This is a genomic window from Micromonospora sp. NPDC050397 (genome assembly GCF_044901685.1).
Lineage (GTDB): Bacteria > Actinomycetota > Actinomycetes > Mycobacteriales > Micromonosporaceae > Micromonospora_G.
The window spans coordinates 427,512-442,079 of the sequence record NZ_JBJDPS010000005.1; the positions used below are offsets into that span (position 1 = coordinate 427,512).

Below are 14,568 nucleotides of genomic sequence, written 5' to 3' on the forward strand. Positions count from 1 at the left end.
GGGGAATTGGTTTTCCTGACGAAAGGGATCCAATGGCCATCCATACCGCCGGCGCGCCCACGCCCGGCACCACCACCGCACCTCGTACCAACCGCGCCCGGGTCGGGCTGGCAGTCCTCGCCAGCACCGCGATGGCCGCGGCCTCGATCAGTGTCCTCACGCTCACGTCGGCGGCGCCCGCCCAGGCCGCCGGTCTCTCCCCGTTCGACATCGTCGGTCGCGGTGCCACCGTGCCCTTCGTCGAGCAGGAGGCGGAGAACGTCGTCCACAACGGTTCGAAGATCGGACCGACCCGTTACTACGGTCAGCTCCCGTCCGAGGCATCCGGCCGGGAAGCGGTAACCCTGGACGCGGTCGGCGAGTACGTCGAGTTCACCCTCACCAAGCCGGCCGACGCGGTGACCTTCCGGTACAGCATCCCGGACAGTCCCGCCGGCACCGGCCGGGACGCCACCATCGACCTGCGGATCAACGGCAACGTGGTGAAGGCCGTCCCGGTGACCTCGAAGTACGGCTGGTACTACGGCGGTTACCCGTTCAACAACAACCCGGGTGACACCAACCCGCACCACTTCTACGACGAGGCCCGGACCCTGTTCGGGTCGACCTACCCGGCCGGCACCAAGGTCCGGCTCCAGGTCGCCTCGACCGCCCAGTCGCCGACCTTCACCATCGACCTCGCCGACTTCGAGCTGGTCGGCGGGCCGATCGCGAAGCCGGCGAACGTGATCGACGTGGTCACCGACTTCGGCGCCGACCCGACCGGCGCGACCGACTCGACCGCAAACTTCCAGGCGGCGGTCGACGCGGGCGCGGCCCAGGGCCGGGCGGTCTGGATTCCGGCCGGCAACTTCACCCTCTGGGACCACGTGGTCGTCGACCGGGTGACGCTGCGCGGCGCCGGCCCGTGGTATTCGGTGCTCGGCGGGCGGCACCCGACCCAGCGCAACCGGGCCGCCGGCATCTACGGCAAGTACGTCCCCGGCGGCGGCTACACCGGTCCGGTACGCCCGCACGAGGCGAACGGCCCCAGCCGCAACGTGACCGTGCGCGACTTCGCCATCATCGGCGACATCCGGGAGCGGATCGACGACGACCAGGTCAACGCGTTCGGCGGGGCGATGACCGACTCGGTCATCGACAACATCTGGATGCAGCACACCAAGGTCGGGGCCTGGATGGACGGCCCGATGGACAACTTCACCATCCGCAACAGCCGGATTCTGGACCAGACCGCGGACGGGGTGAACTTCCACACCGGCGTCACCAACTCCACCGTGACGAACACGTTCGTACGCAACACCGGTGACGACGCGCTCGCGATGTGGGCGCAGAACGTACCGAACGTCAACAACTCATTCACCCACAACACCATCGGTGTCACGCTGCTGGCGAACCACCTGGTCAGCTACGGCGGTCGGGACATCAAGATCACCGACAACGTGACCGCCGACTCGCTCACCAACGGCGGCGGCATCCACGTGGCGAACCGCTACCCCGGCGTGCAGGGCGCGACCTCGGTGCTCGGCACCTGGACGATCGCCCGCAACACCCTGATCCGCAACGGCAACTCGGACTACAACTGGAACTTCGGTGTCGGGGCGATCTGGTTCTCCGCGCTCAACCAGGGCTTCCAGAACCCCACCATCAACATCACCGACACCGACATCCTGGACAGCTCGTACGCGGCGCTGCACTGGATCGAGGGGCAGACCAACGGGATCTTCCTGAACAACGTCAACATCGTCGGGGCGGGGACGTACGCGCTCCAGGTGCAGGCGGCCAGCCAGGTCTCCTTCACCAACGTACGGGCCAGTGGGATCGCCCAACCGAGGCCGATCCACAACTGCGTCGGCAGCGGCTTCCAGATCACCCAGGGACCCGGCAACTCGGGCTGGTACACCGCCACCCCGGACTGCGGTCCCTGGCCGGCGCCGGTCTGGAACAACGGCCCGACCAGCCCACCACCGACCACCACCCCGTCCAACCCGCCGACCACGCCACCGACGACCCCGCCGACCACGCCGCCGACCAACGGCAACCTGGCCCAGGGCAAGTCCATCACCGCGACCAGCACCTCGCAGTCGTACGTCGCGTCGAACGCGAACGACGGCACCGCCGCCAGCTACTGGGAGAGCGCGAACGGCGCCTTCCCGCAGTCGCTGACGGTCGACCTGGGAGCCGTGGTGAACACCAACCGGGTGGTGGTGAAGCTGCCGCCGGGCTGGGAGACGCGTACCCAGACCTTCAGCGTGCAGGGCTCGTCGGACGGCAGCTTCCCGGTGATCGTCCCGTCGGCCGGTTACACCTTCAACCCGGCCAGCGGCAACGCGGTGTCGATCGCCCTGCCCGCGCAGAACCGCCGCTACCTGCGGTTGAACTTCACCGGCAACACCGGCTGGCCGGCCGGGCAGGTCTCCGAGTTCGAGGTGTACGGCACCGGCGGCACCCCGCCGCCCACCACACCTCCGCCGACCACCCCGCCACCGGCGACCACCCCGCCACCGACCACGCCACCGGCGAACAGCAACCTGGCCGCCGGGCGGCCGGCGACGGTGACCAGCGTGGCGGACGTCTACGGCGGCGCCAACGCGGTCGACGGCAACCCGAACACCTACTGGGAGAGCGCGAACAGCTCCTTCCCGCAGTCGATCACGGTCGACCTCGGGCAGGTCCGCTCGGTGTCCCGGGTGGTGCTGAAGCTGCCACCAGCGGCGGCGTGGCAGACCCGTACCCAGACGCTGTCGGTGCTCGGCTCGACTTCGGGAACGCCGCCGTACACGACGGTCAAGGCGTCGGCCGGCTACACCTTCAACCCGGCCTCGGGCAACACCGTCACGGTCACCTTCCCGGCGACCTCGCAGCGCTACCTGCGCCTGACCTTCACCGGCAACACCGGCTGGCCCGCCGCCCAACTCTCCGAATACGAGATCTACACCTCCTGAGGTGTAAGGAAGGGCCCCTAGTTATCGCTATTGGTTAACAAGGGGCCCTTCCTTACCCGCGTCGCCATTCCGTTGGATCCATGCACCACCACCCCCTTCTGACGTTCCAGCCCGAAGTTGGAGGAACGCAATGAGAACCAACCCCGTCCCCTGGCGCCCACTGGCGGCGACGCTCGCGACCGGTATGGTCGTCGCGCTCGCGCCGTCGCTGCCGGCGTCAGCCGCGCCCGTCGACCAGGCGAGCCCGAACACCGCAGGCAAGGCCGCCGCGGCGACCAGCGCCAGCGTCGGCCACGAGGCCGCGAAGATCGCCGACGGCGACCAGGGCAGCTACTGGCAGGGCAGCGGTGCCTGGCCACAGGCTGCCACGGTCGACCTCGGCCGCAGCACCACCATCGACCGGGTCACGCTCAAGCTGCCCAAGGGCTGGTCCGAGCGGAGCCAGACGCTCGCGCTCCAGGGCAGCCCGGACGGCTCGGCGTACAGCACCATCGTCGGGTCGGCCAGCTACACCTTCAGCCCGTCGGCCGGCAACCTGGTGACCGTCAAGTTCCCGGCCACCAACACCCGGTACGTCCGCGCCGACGTCAGCGCCAACAGTGGTGCGGCGGGCGCGCAGATCGCTGAACTGGAGGCGCACGAGGCAGCCGTCTCGAACGTCAACCTCGCCGCCGCCGCGGCCGTGGTGTCGATGTCGGCGAGCAGCTTCGTTGACGTCTACGGCGCCGGCAACGCCAACGACGGCAACGCCAACTCCTACTGGGAGAGCGCCAACAACGCCTTCCCACAGTGGATCCAGGCCGACCTCGGCTCCGCCGTCGGGGTGAACCGGCTGGTGCTGAAGCTGCCGCCGGCCACCGCCTGGCAGACCCGTACGCAGACGCTCAGCGTGCAGGGCAGCAGCAACAGCGGTGGCCCCTTCTCCACCATCGTCGCGTCGGCCGGTTACACCTTCAACCCGGCCACCGGCAACACCGTGACGATCAACTTCAACACCGCCACCGCCCGGTACGTCCGGCTCAACATCACCGCGAACACGGGCTGGCCGGCGGGTCAGCTCTCCGAGTTCGAGGTCTACGGTCCGGCCGAGGGCGACACCCAGGCGCCGACCGCACCGGGCAACCTGGCCTACACCCAACCGGGCTCGGGCCAGATCCGGCTCACCTGGAACGCGTCGACCGACAACGTCGGCGTGACCGGGTACGACATCTACGCCAACGGCACGCTGCGTACCAGCGTGGCGGGGAACGTGTTGACGTACACGGACAGTCAGCCGGCGACCGCGACGGTGTCGTACTACGTGCGGGCGAAGGACGCGGCGGGGAACCAGTCGGGCAACAGCAACACGGTGACCCGTACCGGCACGCCGGGCGGGGACAACCAGGCGCCGACCACGCCGTCGAACCTGACCTTCACCGAGCCGGGCTCGGGTCAGATCCGGCTGGCCTGGGGCGCGTCGAGCGACAACGTCGGGGTGACCGGGTACGACGTCTACGCCAACGGCACGCTGCGTACCAGCGTGGCGGGGAACGTGTTGACGTACACGGACAGTCAGCCGGCGACCGCGACGGTGTCGTACTACGTGCGGGCGAAGGACGCGGCGGGGAACCAGTCGGGCAACAGCAACACGGTCACCCGTACCGGAAGCACCCCGGGCGGGTCGAACCTGGCCGTCGGCAAGCCCGTCACCGCCTCGGGCTCGACCTTCACCTTCGTCCCGACCAACGCGAACGACAACAACGTCGCCACCTACTGGGAGGGGAACAACTTCCCGAGCGTGCTGACCGTCGCGCTGGGCGCCAACGCCACGGTCAACCAGATCGTGGTGAAGCTGAACCCGGACGCGTCCTGGGGTCCGCGTACGCAGAACATCGCGGTGCTCGGGCGTGAGCAGAGCAGCAGCTCGTTCACCAGCATCTCCGGCGCGCAGGGCTACAGCTTCAGCCCGGCGACCGGCAACACGGTGACCATCCCGGTCAGCGCCACGGTCGCCGACGTCCGGCTCTCGATCGCGTCGAACAGCGGCGCGCCGGGCGGGCAGGTGGCCGAGATCCAGATCATCGGCGTACCCGCGCCGAACCCGGACCTGACCATCACCGGCATGTCGTTCACCCCGGCCGCGCCGGTGGAGACCGACGCGGTCACCCTCTCGGCCACCGTCCGCAACGCCGGGACCGCCGCCGCACCGGCGAGCAACGTCAACTTCTACCTGGGTACGACGCTCGCCGGCACCGCCTCGGTCGGCGCGTTGGCGGCGGGTGCCGCCAGCACGGTCACCGCGAACGTCGGTCCGCGTGACGCGGGAACGTACCCGCTCAGCGCGAAGGTCGACGAGGCGAACTCGGTGATCGAACAGAACGACGCCAACAACAGCTTCACCAACCCGTCGTCGCTCGTCGTCTCGCCGGTCGCCAGCTCGGACCTGGTCGTCTCGCCGGTGGCCTGGTCGCCGAGCAACCCGGCGGCCGGCAACACGGTCACCTTCACGGTGGCGATCAAGAACCAGGGCACGGTCGCCTCCGCCGGTGGCGCCCACGGCATCACGCTCACCGTGGTCAACCCGACCAACGGCGCGGTGCTGCGTACGCTGACCGGCTCCTACACCGGCACCATCGCGGCCGGCGCCACCACCGCCCCGGTCAACCTCGGCACCTGGGTCGCGGTCAACGGCCGGTACGACGTCCGAGTCGTGCTCGCCGACGACGCGAACGAGTTGCCGGTGAAGCGGGTCAACAACACCAGCACCACCGGGTTCTTCGTCGGCCGTGGGGCGAACCTGCCGTACGAGATGTACGAGGCCGAGGATGCCCTGGTCGGCGGCGGCGCGCAGGTCGTCGGGCCGAACCGGGTCATCGGCGACCTGGCCGGTGAGGCTTCCGGGCGCCGCGCGGTGACCCTGAACTCGACCGGCAACTTCGTCGAGTTCACCACCAAGGCCAGCACGAACACGCTGGTCACCCGCTTCTCCATCCCGGACGCGCCGGGCGGTGGCGGGATCAACTCGACGCTCAACGTCTACGTCAACAACACGTTCCACAAGGCGATCCCGCTGACCTCGAAGTACATCTGGCTCTACGGCGCCGAGGCCGGTCCGAGCAACTCGCCGGGTGCGGGTGCGCCCCGGCACATCTACGACGAGGCGAACATCTTCCTGGACGCCACCATCCCGGCGGGCAGCAAGATCAAGCTCCAGAAGGACGCCGCGAACACCACCACGTACGCGATCGACTTCATCAACACGGAGCTGGTCACCGCCGCCGGCAACCCGGACCCGGCCCGGTACGCGGTGCCGGCCGGCTTCACCCACCAGGACGTGCAGAACGCCCTGGACCGGGCCCGGCAGGACGCCAACCTGATCGGCGTCTACCTGCCCGCCGGCACCTACCCGACCCAGTCGAAGTTCAACGTGTACGGCAAGGCGCTCCAGATCGTCGGCGCCGGTCCCTGGTACACCCGGTTCACCGCCCCGGCGGGTCAGGAGAACACCGACGTCGGCTTCCGGGCCGAGGCGTCGGCGAACGGGTCGACCTTCGCCGGATTCTCGTACTTCGGCAACTACACCTCCCGCAACGACGGGCCGGGCAAGGTGTTCGACTTCTCGCGTACCTCGAACATGACGTTCGACAACATCTGGGTGGAGCACCAGATGTGCATGTTCTGGGGCCTGGGGGTCACCAACACCACGATCAAGAACTCCAGGATCCGGAACACGTACGCCGACGGCACGAACATGACCAACGGCAGCACCAACAACCTGATCAGCAACGTCGAGGGTCGAACCAACGGTGACGACGCGTTCGCGCTCTTCTCCGCCACCGACAGTGGCGGCGGTGCGAACACCGGCAACGTGTTCGAGAACCTCACCGCAACGCTGACCTGGCGCGCGGCGGGTGTCGCGGTGTACGGCGGACAGAACAACATCTTCCGCAACATGTACATCGCCGACATGCTGACGTACTCCGGAATCACGGTCAGCTCGCTCGACTTCGGTTACCCGTTCATCGGGTTCGGTCCGGGGCTCACGACAATCGAGAACGCCTCGATCGTCCGGGCCGGTGGCCACTTCTGGGGCTCGCAGACCTTCCCCGCGATCTGGGTCTTCGCCGCGTCGAAGGAGCTACGGGCCATCCGGATAAACAACGTTGACATCATCGACCCGACGTACCACGGCATCATGTTCCAGTCGAACTACAGCGGTGGTCAGGCGACCCAGGCGGTCACCGACACCATCTTCACCAACATCTCGATCAGCGGGGCGCAGAAGAGCGGTGACGCCTTCGACGCCAAGTCCGGATTCGGGATCTGGGCGAACGAGCTGCCCGAGCCCGGTCAGGGGCCGGCGGTCGGTTCGGCGACCTTCAACAACGTACGGTTCAGCAACAACTTCCAGAACATCCGGAACACCACGTCGACCTTCACCATCACGGTCAACCCGTAGTCGGCGCGGTAACACGTAATCGGTAACAGGTGCCGCCGGGAGGACTACCTCCCGGCGGCACCTCTGTGTGCGGGTCGTTCAGCGCAGCAGGGTGTCGAAGGTCATCGCGAAGAAGACGTCGAAGGCTTCGGTCGAACGGTCGGTACGGGCCTCGATGAGGGTCCCCTCCCACGCGCTGAGCAGGAAGCGCGCGGTGGTCGCGGGGTTCAGGTCGGCGCGTACCTCCCCGGAGCGCTGTGCGTCGGCGAGGGTCGCCTCGATCGCGTCCGCCCAGTCGGCCAGGGCCTCGCGCACCGCCGTACGGATCGTGTCGTTGTGGTCGGCGATCTCCGCGCCGAAGTTTCCGATCATGCAGCCACGGGTGATGCCGTACCCGATGGTCTCGTCGCGGAGGAACTCGAAGTGTGCGCGGAGACGGGTGAGCGGGTCGACGGCAGGATCGCGCAGCTCGGCCAGGCGGCGCCCGGCGCCGTACTCCTGGAGCGCGACGACGGCGAGGGCTTCCTTGCTGTCGAAGTGGTTGTAGAACGAACCCTTCGGGACGCCGGCCGCGTCGGTGATCCCCTTCACCCCGGCGGCGTTGAAGCCGAGGCTGTGGAACTGCTCCAGTCCCGCCTCGATGATCTCCGTACGCATGCTCCGCCTGGCCATCGGATGCCACCTCCGGTGCAAATGTGACCGGTCGTCTCAAGTTTCGTCAAGGTTGACTCGGCGTGACCTTCGTCACTGGTTGATCGTCCCTGGGTCGGCTTGACGGAGCCTAAGACGACCGGTCATATTTGCGTCCGGCCATCGACGGACGGACCCAGTTGGAGGAATCCCATGTCCACCTATCGCGCTTTCGAGGTAACCGGATCACACGAGTTCGCGCTGGTGAACCGCGAACTCCACCCGCCGGCTCCGGGCCAGGTGCGGCTGCGGGTGCTGACCTGCGGCGTCTGTCACACCGACATGTTCGCCGCCGAGGGGATCCGGGCCGACCCGAGCCAGCCGGTCGTGCCCGGCCACGAGATCGTCGGCGTGATCGACGCCGTCGGCGACGGGGTGTCGTTGTGGCAGGTGGGTGAGCGGGTCGGTGTCAGCTATCTGGGCGGCCAGTGCAACGAGTGCGACAACTGCCGGCGCGGCGACTTCATCCACTGCACCGACCAGCCACAGACCGGCAGCAGCGTCGACGGTGGTTACGCCGAGGTGGTGTACGCGCGCACCAGCGGGCTCGTCCGGATCCCGGAGGACATCTCGGCGGTGGACGCGGCACCCCTGCTCTGCGCCGGCATGACCACGTACAAGGCTCTGGTCGGGCTGGACCTGCGGCCCGGCGCGCTGGTCGCGATCCAGGGCATCGGCGGCCTCGGCCACCTGGGCCTCCAGTACGCCCGCAAGCTCGGCCACCGCGTGGTCGCGATCGCCCGGGGCACCGAGAAGGCGCCGCTGGCCGAGCGGCTCGGTGCCGACCACTACATCGACAGTGCCGCCGAGGACCCGGGCGCGGCACTCCAGCGACTCGGCGGGGCCGACGCGATCATCGCCACCGCCGCGAGCGGCGCCTCGATGTCGCCGCTGCTGGCCGGGCTGGCCCCGAGGGGCGAACTGGTGGTCGTCGGGGCGGCCTTCGACCCGATCGCCGTCAACATTCCGGACCTGCTGGGCGGCGGACGCCGGATCAGCAGCTTCCTCGGCGGCACCGCCGCCGAGACCGAGCAGACCGTGGCCTTCAGCGCCCGCAACGGGGTTCGGGCGATGACCGAGACCATGCCGTGGACCGAGGCGCCGAAGGCGTACGGGCGGATGATGGCCGGCGACGCCCGGTTCCGGATCGTGCTCGAAGTGGCGGCATGACACCACCCCGGGCAGCCGTCGCAGGTCAGCGGCTGCCCGGGGCGGTCATATGATCACCTCATGTCAGCTTCCGCGTTGCGGTTCGGGCTCGTCGGTTACGGCTTCGGTGGGCGGTACTTCCACGCGCCGCTGATCGCCTCGGCTCCCGGCGTCGAGCTGGTCGGGGTGGTGACCACCTCGGAGTCGCGCCGGGACGAACTGGCCCGGGAGTGGCCGGGCACGGCGACGTACGACTCGTTGGCCGCGCTCGCGGCGGCGGGTGTCGACGCGGTGGCGATCTCCACCCCGGCGGCCACCCACGCCGACCTGGCCCGGGAGGCGATCCGACTGGGGCTGGCGGTGGTGGTGGACAAGCCGTTCACCCTGGACTCCGCGACCGCACGCGAGATCGTGGAACTGGCCGAGCGCTCCGGTGTGCCGCTGAGCGTCTACCAGAACCGGCGCTGGGACTCCGACCTGTTGACCGTACGGAGGCTGGTCGAGGAGGGGGCGCTCGGGCCGGTCACCCGCTTCGAGTCGCGCTTCGAACGGTTCGCTCCCGTACCCGGTCCTCCGGCGGGGGGCGGCGGCACCCTGCTCGACTTCGGCAGTCACCTGGTCGACCAGGCGATGACGCTGTTCGGCCCGGTCGCCCGGGTCTACGCCGAGATGCGGGTACGCGACGACCTGGACGGCCGTGACGACGACTTCCTGGTCGCGTTGCAGCACGTCGGCGGCGTACGGTCGCAGCTCTGGGGAAGCTGGGTCCAGGGCGCGCCGGGGCCGAGGTTCCGGGTGACCGGCACGACCGGCAGCTACCTGGTCGACGGCGTGGACGGGCAGGAGGACGCCCTGATCGCCGGCCGGACACCGGCGGGCGAGGGCGAGCGCTGGGGAGTCGAGCGCGAGGAGCGCTGGGGCCGGGTCCAGCGTGGTGCGACAAGCACGACGGTCGCCACCGAGCGAGGCCGCTGGGACACGTTCTACCCGGCGTTCGCGGCGGCCGTACGCGGCGACGGCCCGGTGCCGGTTGACCCGTGGGACGCCGTGGCCAGCCTCCGAGTCCTCGACGCCGCCCGGATCAGCGCCACCGAGGGCCGGGTGGTCACCCTCGAATAGCCGTCCCGGTGCCCGGTCGGCAGTGCGGTGGCATGGTGCTGCGAGGCTGGGACGGTGATGCTGATCGTCGCGCGGGCCGGGCAGGCATGAATCCGATCGGCGCGTCGGTGCGCAGCCGACGGCCACGGCTCGCCCAGGTCGTACGCGCAACCGTGGTCGTGCTCTGGGTTGTCTGGGCCACGCTGGCCTGGTGGTCGGCACCCCGCGCGAGCGACGTCGACCAGGCGCGACGGGACATCGCGGCGGGCGCGGTCAGCTCCGTCGCGACCGGGTGGGGCTGGCGTAACGACCCGTTCTGGGGAGCGACGGTCACGCTCCAGCACGGCACTGGCGGCCAGATGGTGACCTGGACGACAACCTCGGGTCGGGTCCGCTACCTCGACTCCCTGCCCAGCTATGCGGTGGAGTTCCCGGCTGGCCAGGTCAGCGGCAACCCGCCGGAGCACCCGGTCGTCACCGAGTTGCGCGTTGCCGCGCGGACGGAGCGGTCCGGGATCGACCTGCACCGGCTCGGGGACATCGCCCAGGTGGCGGCAGCCCTGGCGATGCTGGTGTTCCTGCTCGCCCTGATCCCGGGGCCGGCGCCGGTGGTGGGCACAAAATGGTTCTGGTTCTGGATCGCCGGCATTCCGTTCGGACTCGGACTGCTCGTATGGGCGGTGAAGGAGCGCTGGCGGCCCGATCCTCGGACGATCCTGACGGGACAGTTGTCCGGCGTCGACGGACCGATCCGATCAAAACGGTTGACGGGTTTCGAGGGTTTCCTCTTTGCCATCGGACTCGGGATCGCGCTGAGCATCGTGGCGTACGGGCTGAGCGCACTGCTCGGCACGGCTCTCGTACCCGGCTGACCGGTGTCGGGCGGCTGTTGGGCGGGCTCGGGTGCCGGGCGCGGTCGGCCCGGTTCAGCGTCGAGAGCATGTTCACTTCACCGGTCGCGGCGGACGGATTCTTTCGTACAGTGGCCCGGCCGGCGTACGGGACCACGGACGCTGGGCTGGGCTGGATCGGAACATGCGGGGGGACCGAGCGTGCGCGGTGACGGAATCAGGGTGCTCGTCGTCGGCGGTGGCATCGCCGGACTGGCCACGGTCAGGGCGTTGCGTGACTGGGGAGCCACGATCGACCTGGTCGAACGGGCGGACGGGCCCGTGTCGACCGGCACCGGCCTGTACCTGCCGGGGAACGCGGCCCGAGCACTGGACACGCTGGGACTGCTCGGGCCGGTCCGGGACCTCGCGGTGGAGATCAAGCGGCAGCGCACCGCCAACCGGCGCGCCCGCCGCCTCTTCGAGGTCGACGTGGCGCACCTGTGGCAGGGCGTCGGCCCCTGCCTCTCGCTGCACCGCGCGGAGCTGCACCGGGTGCTGCTCGACTCGATCGGCGACCAGTCGGTCCGCTGGGGCCGGCAGCCGGTCGCGCTGGTCGCGGAGTCCGACCGGGTCGCGGTCGAGTTCGACGATACGAGCACCGAGCGGTACGACCTGGTGATCGGCGCCGACGGGGTGAATTCGACGGTACGTCGACTGGCCTTCGACGGGCAGCAGGCGCGACCCCTCGGCCAGTACGCGTACCGGTTTCTCGCCCCACGAATCGATCCGGAACCGGTCTGGTCGGTCCGGTTCGGGCCGGGAACCCAGTTCCTCACCATCCCGATCAACGCCGACCAGGTCTACTGCTACTACAACGCCGGCCCGGTGGGGGACCGCCCCGGCTGGCAGGACGAGGTACGGAGCATGTTCGGCGAACCGGCGACCACGTTGCTGGGCGCGCTCGACGGCGCCGACCCCGCCACCGTCTACGCCGGGCCGAACCGCGAGGTCGTGCTCGACTCGTGGTCCCGGGGCGGAGTGCTGCTGATCGGCGACGCGGCACACGCCACCTCCCCGAACATGGCGCAGGGGGGCGTGATGGCCCTGGAAGACGCGATCGTGCTGGCCGAATCGTTGGCCGCCGCCGACAACATCGGCGAAGCACTCGGCCGGTACGAAACCCGCCGTCGCCCACGGGTCGACTGGGTGCTCGCCCAGACCCACCGTCGGGACCGGGCACTCGGGCTCGCGCCGGTGCTCCGTGACGCGGTGATGGCCGGGCTCGGTGAGCGGATGTTCCGCGCCAACTACACCCCGCTGTTCGAGCAGCCCTGACTGGTCAGCGGCGCGTCTGGCGGGCAGCGGCGCGTCTGGCGGGCAGCGGCGTGCCGGACGACGGGGGCGAGCACGGAGCGGTGCGGCCCGACCGGGGTCGGTCGGGCCGCACGGGGTTGGGCGGGGGCGTCAGTCGGCCGAACCGCCGGAGTCGGCGGAGCCACCCGAGTTCGCCGAGTCGCCCCCGCCCCCGCCACCGCGCTTGCGGACCGGGGCAGGGGAGTCGTCCGGGCTGTCGTTGACGGCCTTCTTCGGCTTGGCCGGGGCCTTGCCCTTGCCCGCCGTACCGGTGGCCTTTTGGCCCTTGTCCGCCGGGCCGGTGGCCTTCTTGGCCGGTGGCGCGGCGGGCGAGTCGGCCGCCGAGGCGTTCGCGCTGTCCGCGGACTCGGGTGACGGGTCCACCCATCCGGGATCGTCCGGGCTGTCGGTGGCCGAGCTGGCGGAGTCGAACGGCGACTGGTACGGGCTGTCCGCCGACTCGGGTGAGTCGTCCACGGCGGCGCTCTCCAACTGGGTGCTCACCTGGATCGGGCTGACCTTGTCGCGTAGCTCGATGCCGTCGTTCCCCGCCGCCGCACCGGCCGTCAGTCCGACCACCAGGGCCGCCGCGCCCGTCCCGGCGATGATCCGCCACGGTCGATTGATCTGCATACCATCCTCCTCGGTGTGCTTCCTGTCCCACCAGCCTCGGGCACCTCGATGAGCTGCGACTGAGTCAGACGTGAGACCTCTTTCATCGATCCGTGTACGGGTCGGACGCGCGCTTGCATCGCCAGTCGCGCGCTTGCGTCGTCAGGCGTGTGCTTGCGTCGTCAGGCGTGTGCATGCGTCGTCAGGCGCGCGCTTGCTCCGTCAGGCGTGCGGCCGGTGCCGGAGCCGGCGGGCGCTGGTCAGCCACTGATCGGCCAGGTCCAGCCGGTCCCGGGTGGACGCCTGCCAGTCCCGCTCCTGAACCCGGTGCGGACCGGTGGCCAGCGACAACACCACCGCGGCGGTCCGGTAGCGCAGGTCGGCCGGGTCGACCACCCGCTCGAACGCGGCCAGGTAGCTCGCCCCGGCCCGGAGGATCGTGCCGGCCCTGGCCGGACGCATCAGCGCCAGTACGGAAAGGTGCCCGAGCAGGCAGGCCAGGTCGTCGAGGCGCTCGCCCGGACCGGCCGTGTCGATGTCGAGCAGACCGCAGATCCGTTCACCGTCGACCAGCAACTGGCCCTCGTACAGGTCGCCGTGCACGATCGTACGGGGCTCGGGTCCAGACTCGGTCACCACCGCCTCGGCCAGTGCGGTCGCCCGTCCCGCCACCTCGGGCAGGGCCGCGCCCAGCACCGAGGCGTAGTGCGGCGCCTTCTCCCGCCAGGAGCGGCGTTGACGACCTTGGGCCAGTTCGGCCGGCAGCCGGTCCAGCAGGGTGAGCACCGCCCGTCCCGGTGGCGGGGACTGGCGGGCGTGCAGCGCCTGGCGGAGCGTACGGCCCGGAAGCGCCTGCAACACGAGCAGACCGTCCGGGGTGTACCCGAGGCTGGGCGCGGCCGGCAGCCCGGCGTCGACCAGTAACCGGTGCCGTTCGTGCAGGTCGCGTACCTGGTCCGGGCGAACCACCTTGAGGAAGAGCCGGTGCCGGGACCCGATCGCCTCGATCACCGCCCGTCGCCGGGGCCGGTAAGCGCGCACCTCCAGCCGCACCGGTCCGCCGTCGCCGAGGCCGAGGTCACGCAGGAGCGCGCCGACCATCCGTTCGTCGTAGGCGATCCGCAGCGCGGGCAGGTCCGGGTCGTACGGGAAACGCCACGCCGACACCCGGTCGGTGCCGTCGTCGAGCACCACCGCGCCACGCGGTGGGCGCCCGGTGCAGGCGGCGAGCCGTTCCTCCCGGACCCGCCCGTCGGGCCACCGGATCCGGGCCTGGTACGCCGCGACGGACCGGTGGCCGGGTTGGTGTTCGACCTGGGTCGCCCGCCAGGCGAGCAGCTCACCGCCGGCCGGTCGGAGGGCGGTGCGCAGCAGTTCGCCCGCGCTTGGCCCGGTGAGCAGATCAAGATCCGGGTCGGCTGGTCCGCCCGGCTCGTCGGTGCTGGTGGTCGTCGACATACCAGCGACGATC

At 70.1% G+C, this 14,568-nt stretch carries 9 protein-coding genes; 6 read left to right on the forward strand and 3 right to left on the reverse strand.

The annotated features are described in order from the left end of the window. Positions 1-32 precede the first annotated feature (32 nt). Both ACI2K4_RS20805 and ACI2K4_RS20810 read left to right on the forward strand, forming a co-directional pair. Positions 33-2,945 (forward strand): discoidin domain-containing protein, encoded by a 2,913-nt coding sequence (locus ACI2K4_RS20805; protein ID WP_404513338.1) that lies wholly within the window; start codon positions 33-35, stop codon positions 2,943-2,945. Positions 2,946-3,075: 130 nt separating this feature from the next. Continuing rightward, positions 3,076-7,383: a discoidin domain-containing protein gene (locus ACI2K4_RS20810; protein WP_404513339.1), complete on the forward strand. Its 4,308-nt coding sequence runs from the start codon at positions 3,076-3,078 to the stop codon at positions 7,381-7,383. Positions 7,384-7,461: 78 nt separating this feature from the next. Here the strand turns inward: ACI2K4_RS20810 and ACI2K4_RS20815 are convergent, their stop codons facing one another. Then, complete coding sequence (locus ACI2K4_RS20815; protein ID WP_404513340.1) at positions 7,462-8,034, reverse strand: TetR family transcriptional regulator C-terminal domain-containing protein; 573 nt, start codon at positions 8,032-8,034, stop codon at positions 7,462-7,464. A gap of 171 nt (positions 8,035-8,205) precedes the next feature. Between ACI2K4_RS20815 and ACI2K4_RS20820 the strand changes: the two genes are divergently transcribed. The 4 genes from ACI2K4_RS20820 (at position 8,206) to ACI2K4_RS20835 (ending at position 12,467) form a co-directional block, all read left to right on the forward strand. Continuing rightward, positions 8,206-9,222, forward strand: coding sequence for an alcohol dehydrogenase catalytic domain-containing protein (locus ACI2K4_RS20820; RefSeq protein ID WP_404513341.1), 1,017 nt, complete (start codon positions 8,206-8,208; stop codon positions 9,220-9,222). Between the two features lie 60 nt (positions 9,223-9,282). Beyond that, positions 9,283-10,320: a Gfo/Idh/MocA family oxidoreductase gene (locus ACI2K4_RS20825; protein WP_404513342.1), complete on the forward strand. Its 1,038-nt coding sequence runs from the start codon at positions 9,283-9,285 to the stop codon at positions 10,318-10,320. A gap of 86 nt (positions 10,321-10,406) precedes the next feature. Beyond that, entirely contained in the window at positions 10,407-11,171 is a 765-nt protein-coding gene (locus tag ACI2K4_RS20830; protein WP_404513343.1) for a hypothetical protein, read from the forward strand. Positions 11,172-11,351: 180 nt separating this feature from the next. Further along, entirely contained in the window at positions 11,352-12,467 is a 1,116-nt protein-coding gene (locus ACI2K4_RS20835; RefSeq protein WP_404513344.1) for an FAD-dependent monooxygenase, read from the forward strand. 129 nt (positions 12,468-12,596) lie between these two features. Here the strand turns inward: ACI2K4_RS20835 and ACI2K4_RS20840 are convergent, their stop codons facing one another. Further along, on the reverse strand, positions 12,597-13,118 hold the full coding sequence (locus ACI2K4_RS20840) for a hypothetical protein (RefSeq protein WP_404513345.1): 522 nt from the start codon (positions 13,116-13,118) through the stop codon (positions 12,597-12,599). 201 nt (positions 13,119-13,319) lie between these two features. Beyond that, positions 13,320-14,555 (reverse strand): hypothetical protein, encoded by a 1,236-nt coding sequence (locus ACI2K4_RS20845; RefSeq protein ID WP_404513346.1) that lies wholly within the window; start codon positions 14,553-14,555, stop codon positions 13,320-13,322. Positions 14,556-14,568: the final 13 nt, after the last annotated feature.

What these genes read in the sequence shown, in the direction of transcription:
- ACI2K4_RS20815 (WP_404513340.1), bottom strand. Translation starts at nt 8,034, where the DNA reads ATGGCCAGGCGGAGCATGCGTACGGAGATCATCGAGGCGGGACTGGAG.
- ACI2K4_RS20845 (WP_404513346.1), bottom strand. Translation starts at nt 14,555, where the DNA reads ATGTCGACGACCACCAGCACCGACGAGCCGGGCGGACCAGCCGACCCG.
- ACI2K4_RS20825 (WP_404513342.1), top strand. Translation starts at nt 9,283, where the DNA reads ATGTCAGCTTCCGCGTTGCGGTTCGGGCTCGTCGGTTACGGCTTCGGT.
- ACI2K4_RS20840 (WP_404513345.1), bottom strand. Translation starts at nt 13,118, where the DNA reads ATGCAGATCAATCGACCGTGGCGGATCATCGCCGGGACGGGCGCGGCG.
- ACI2K4_RS20830 (WP_404513343.1), top strand. Translation starts at nt 10,407, where the DNA reads ATGAATCCGATCGGCGCGTCGGTGCGCAGCCGACGGCCACGGCTCGCC.
- ACI2K4_RS20820 (WP_404513341.1), top strand. Translation starts at nt 8,206, where the DNA reads ATGTCCACCTATCGCGCTTTCGAGGTAACCGGATCACACGAGTTCGCG.
- ACI2K4_RS20805 (WP_404513338.1), top strand. Translation starts at nt 33, where the DNA reads ATGGCCATCCATACCGCCGGCGCGCCCACGCCCGGCACCACCACCGCA.
- ACI2K4_RS20810 (WP_404513339.1), top strand. Translation starts at nt 3,076, where the DNA reads ATGAGAACCAACCCCGTCCCCTGGCGCCCACTGGCGGCGACGCTCGCG.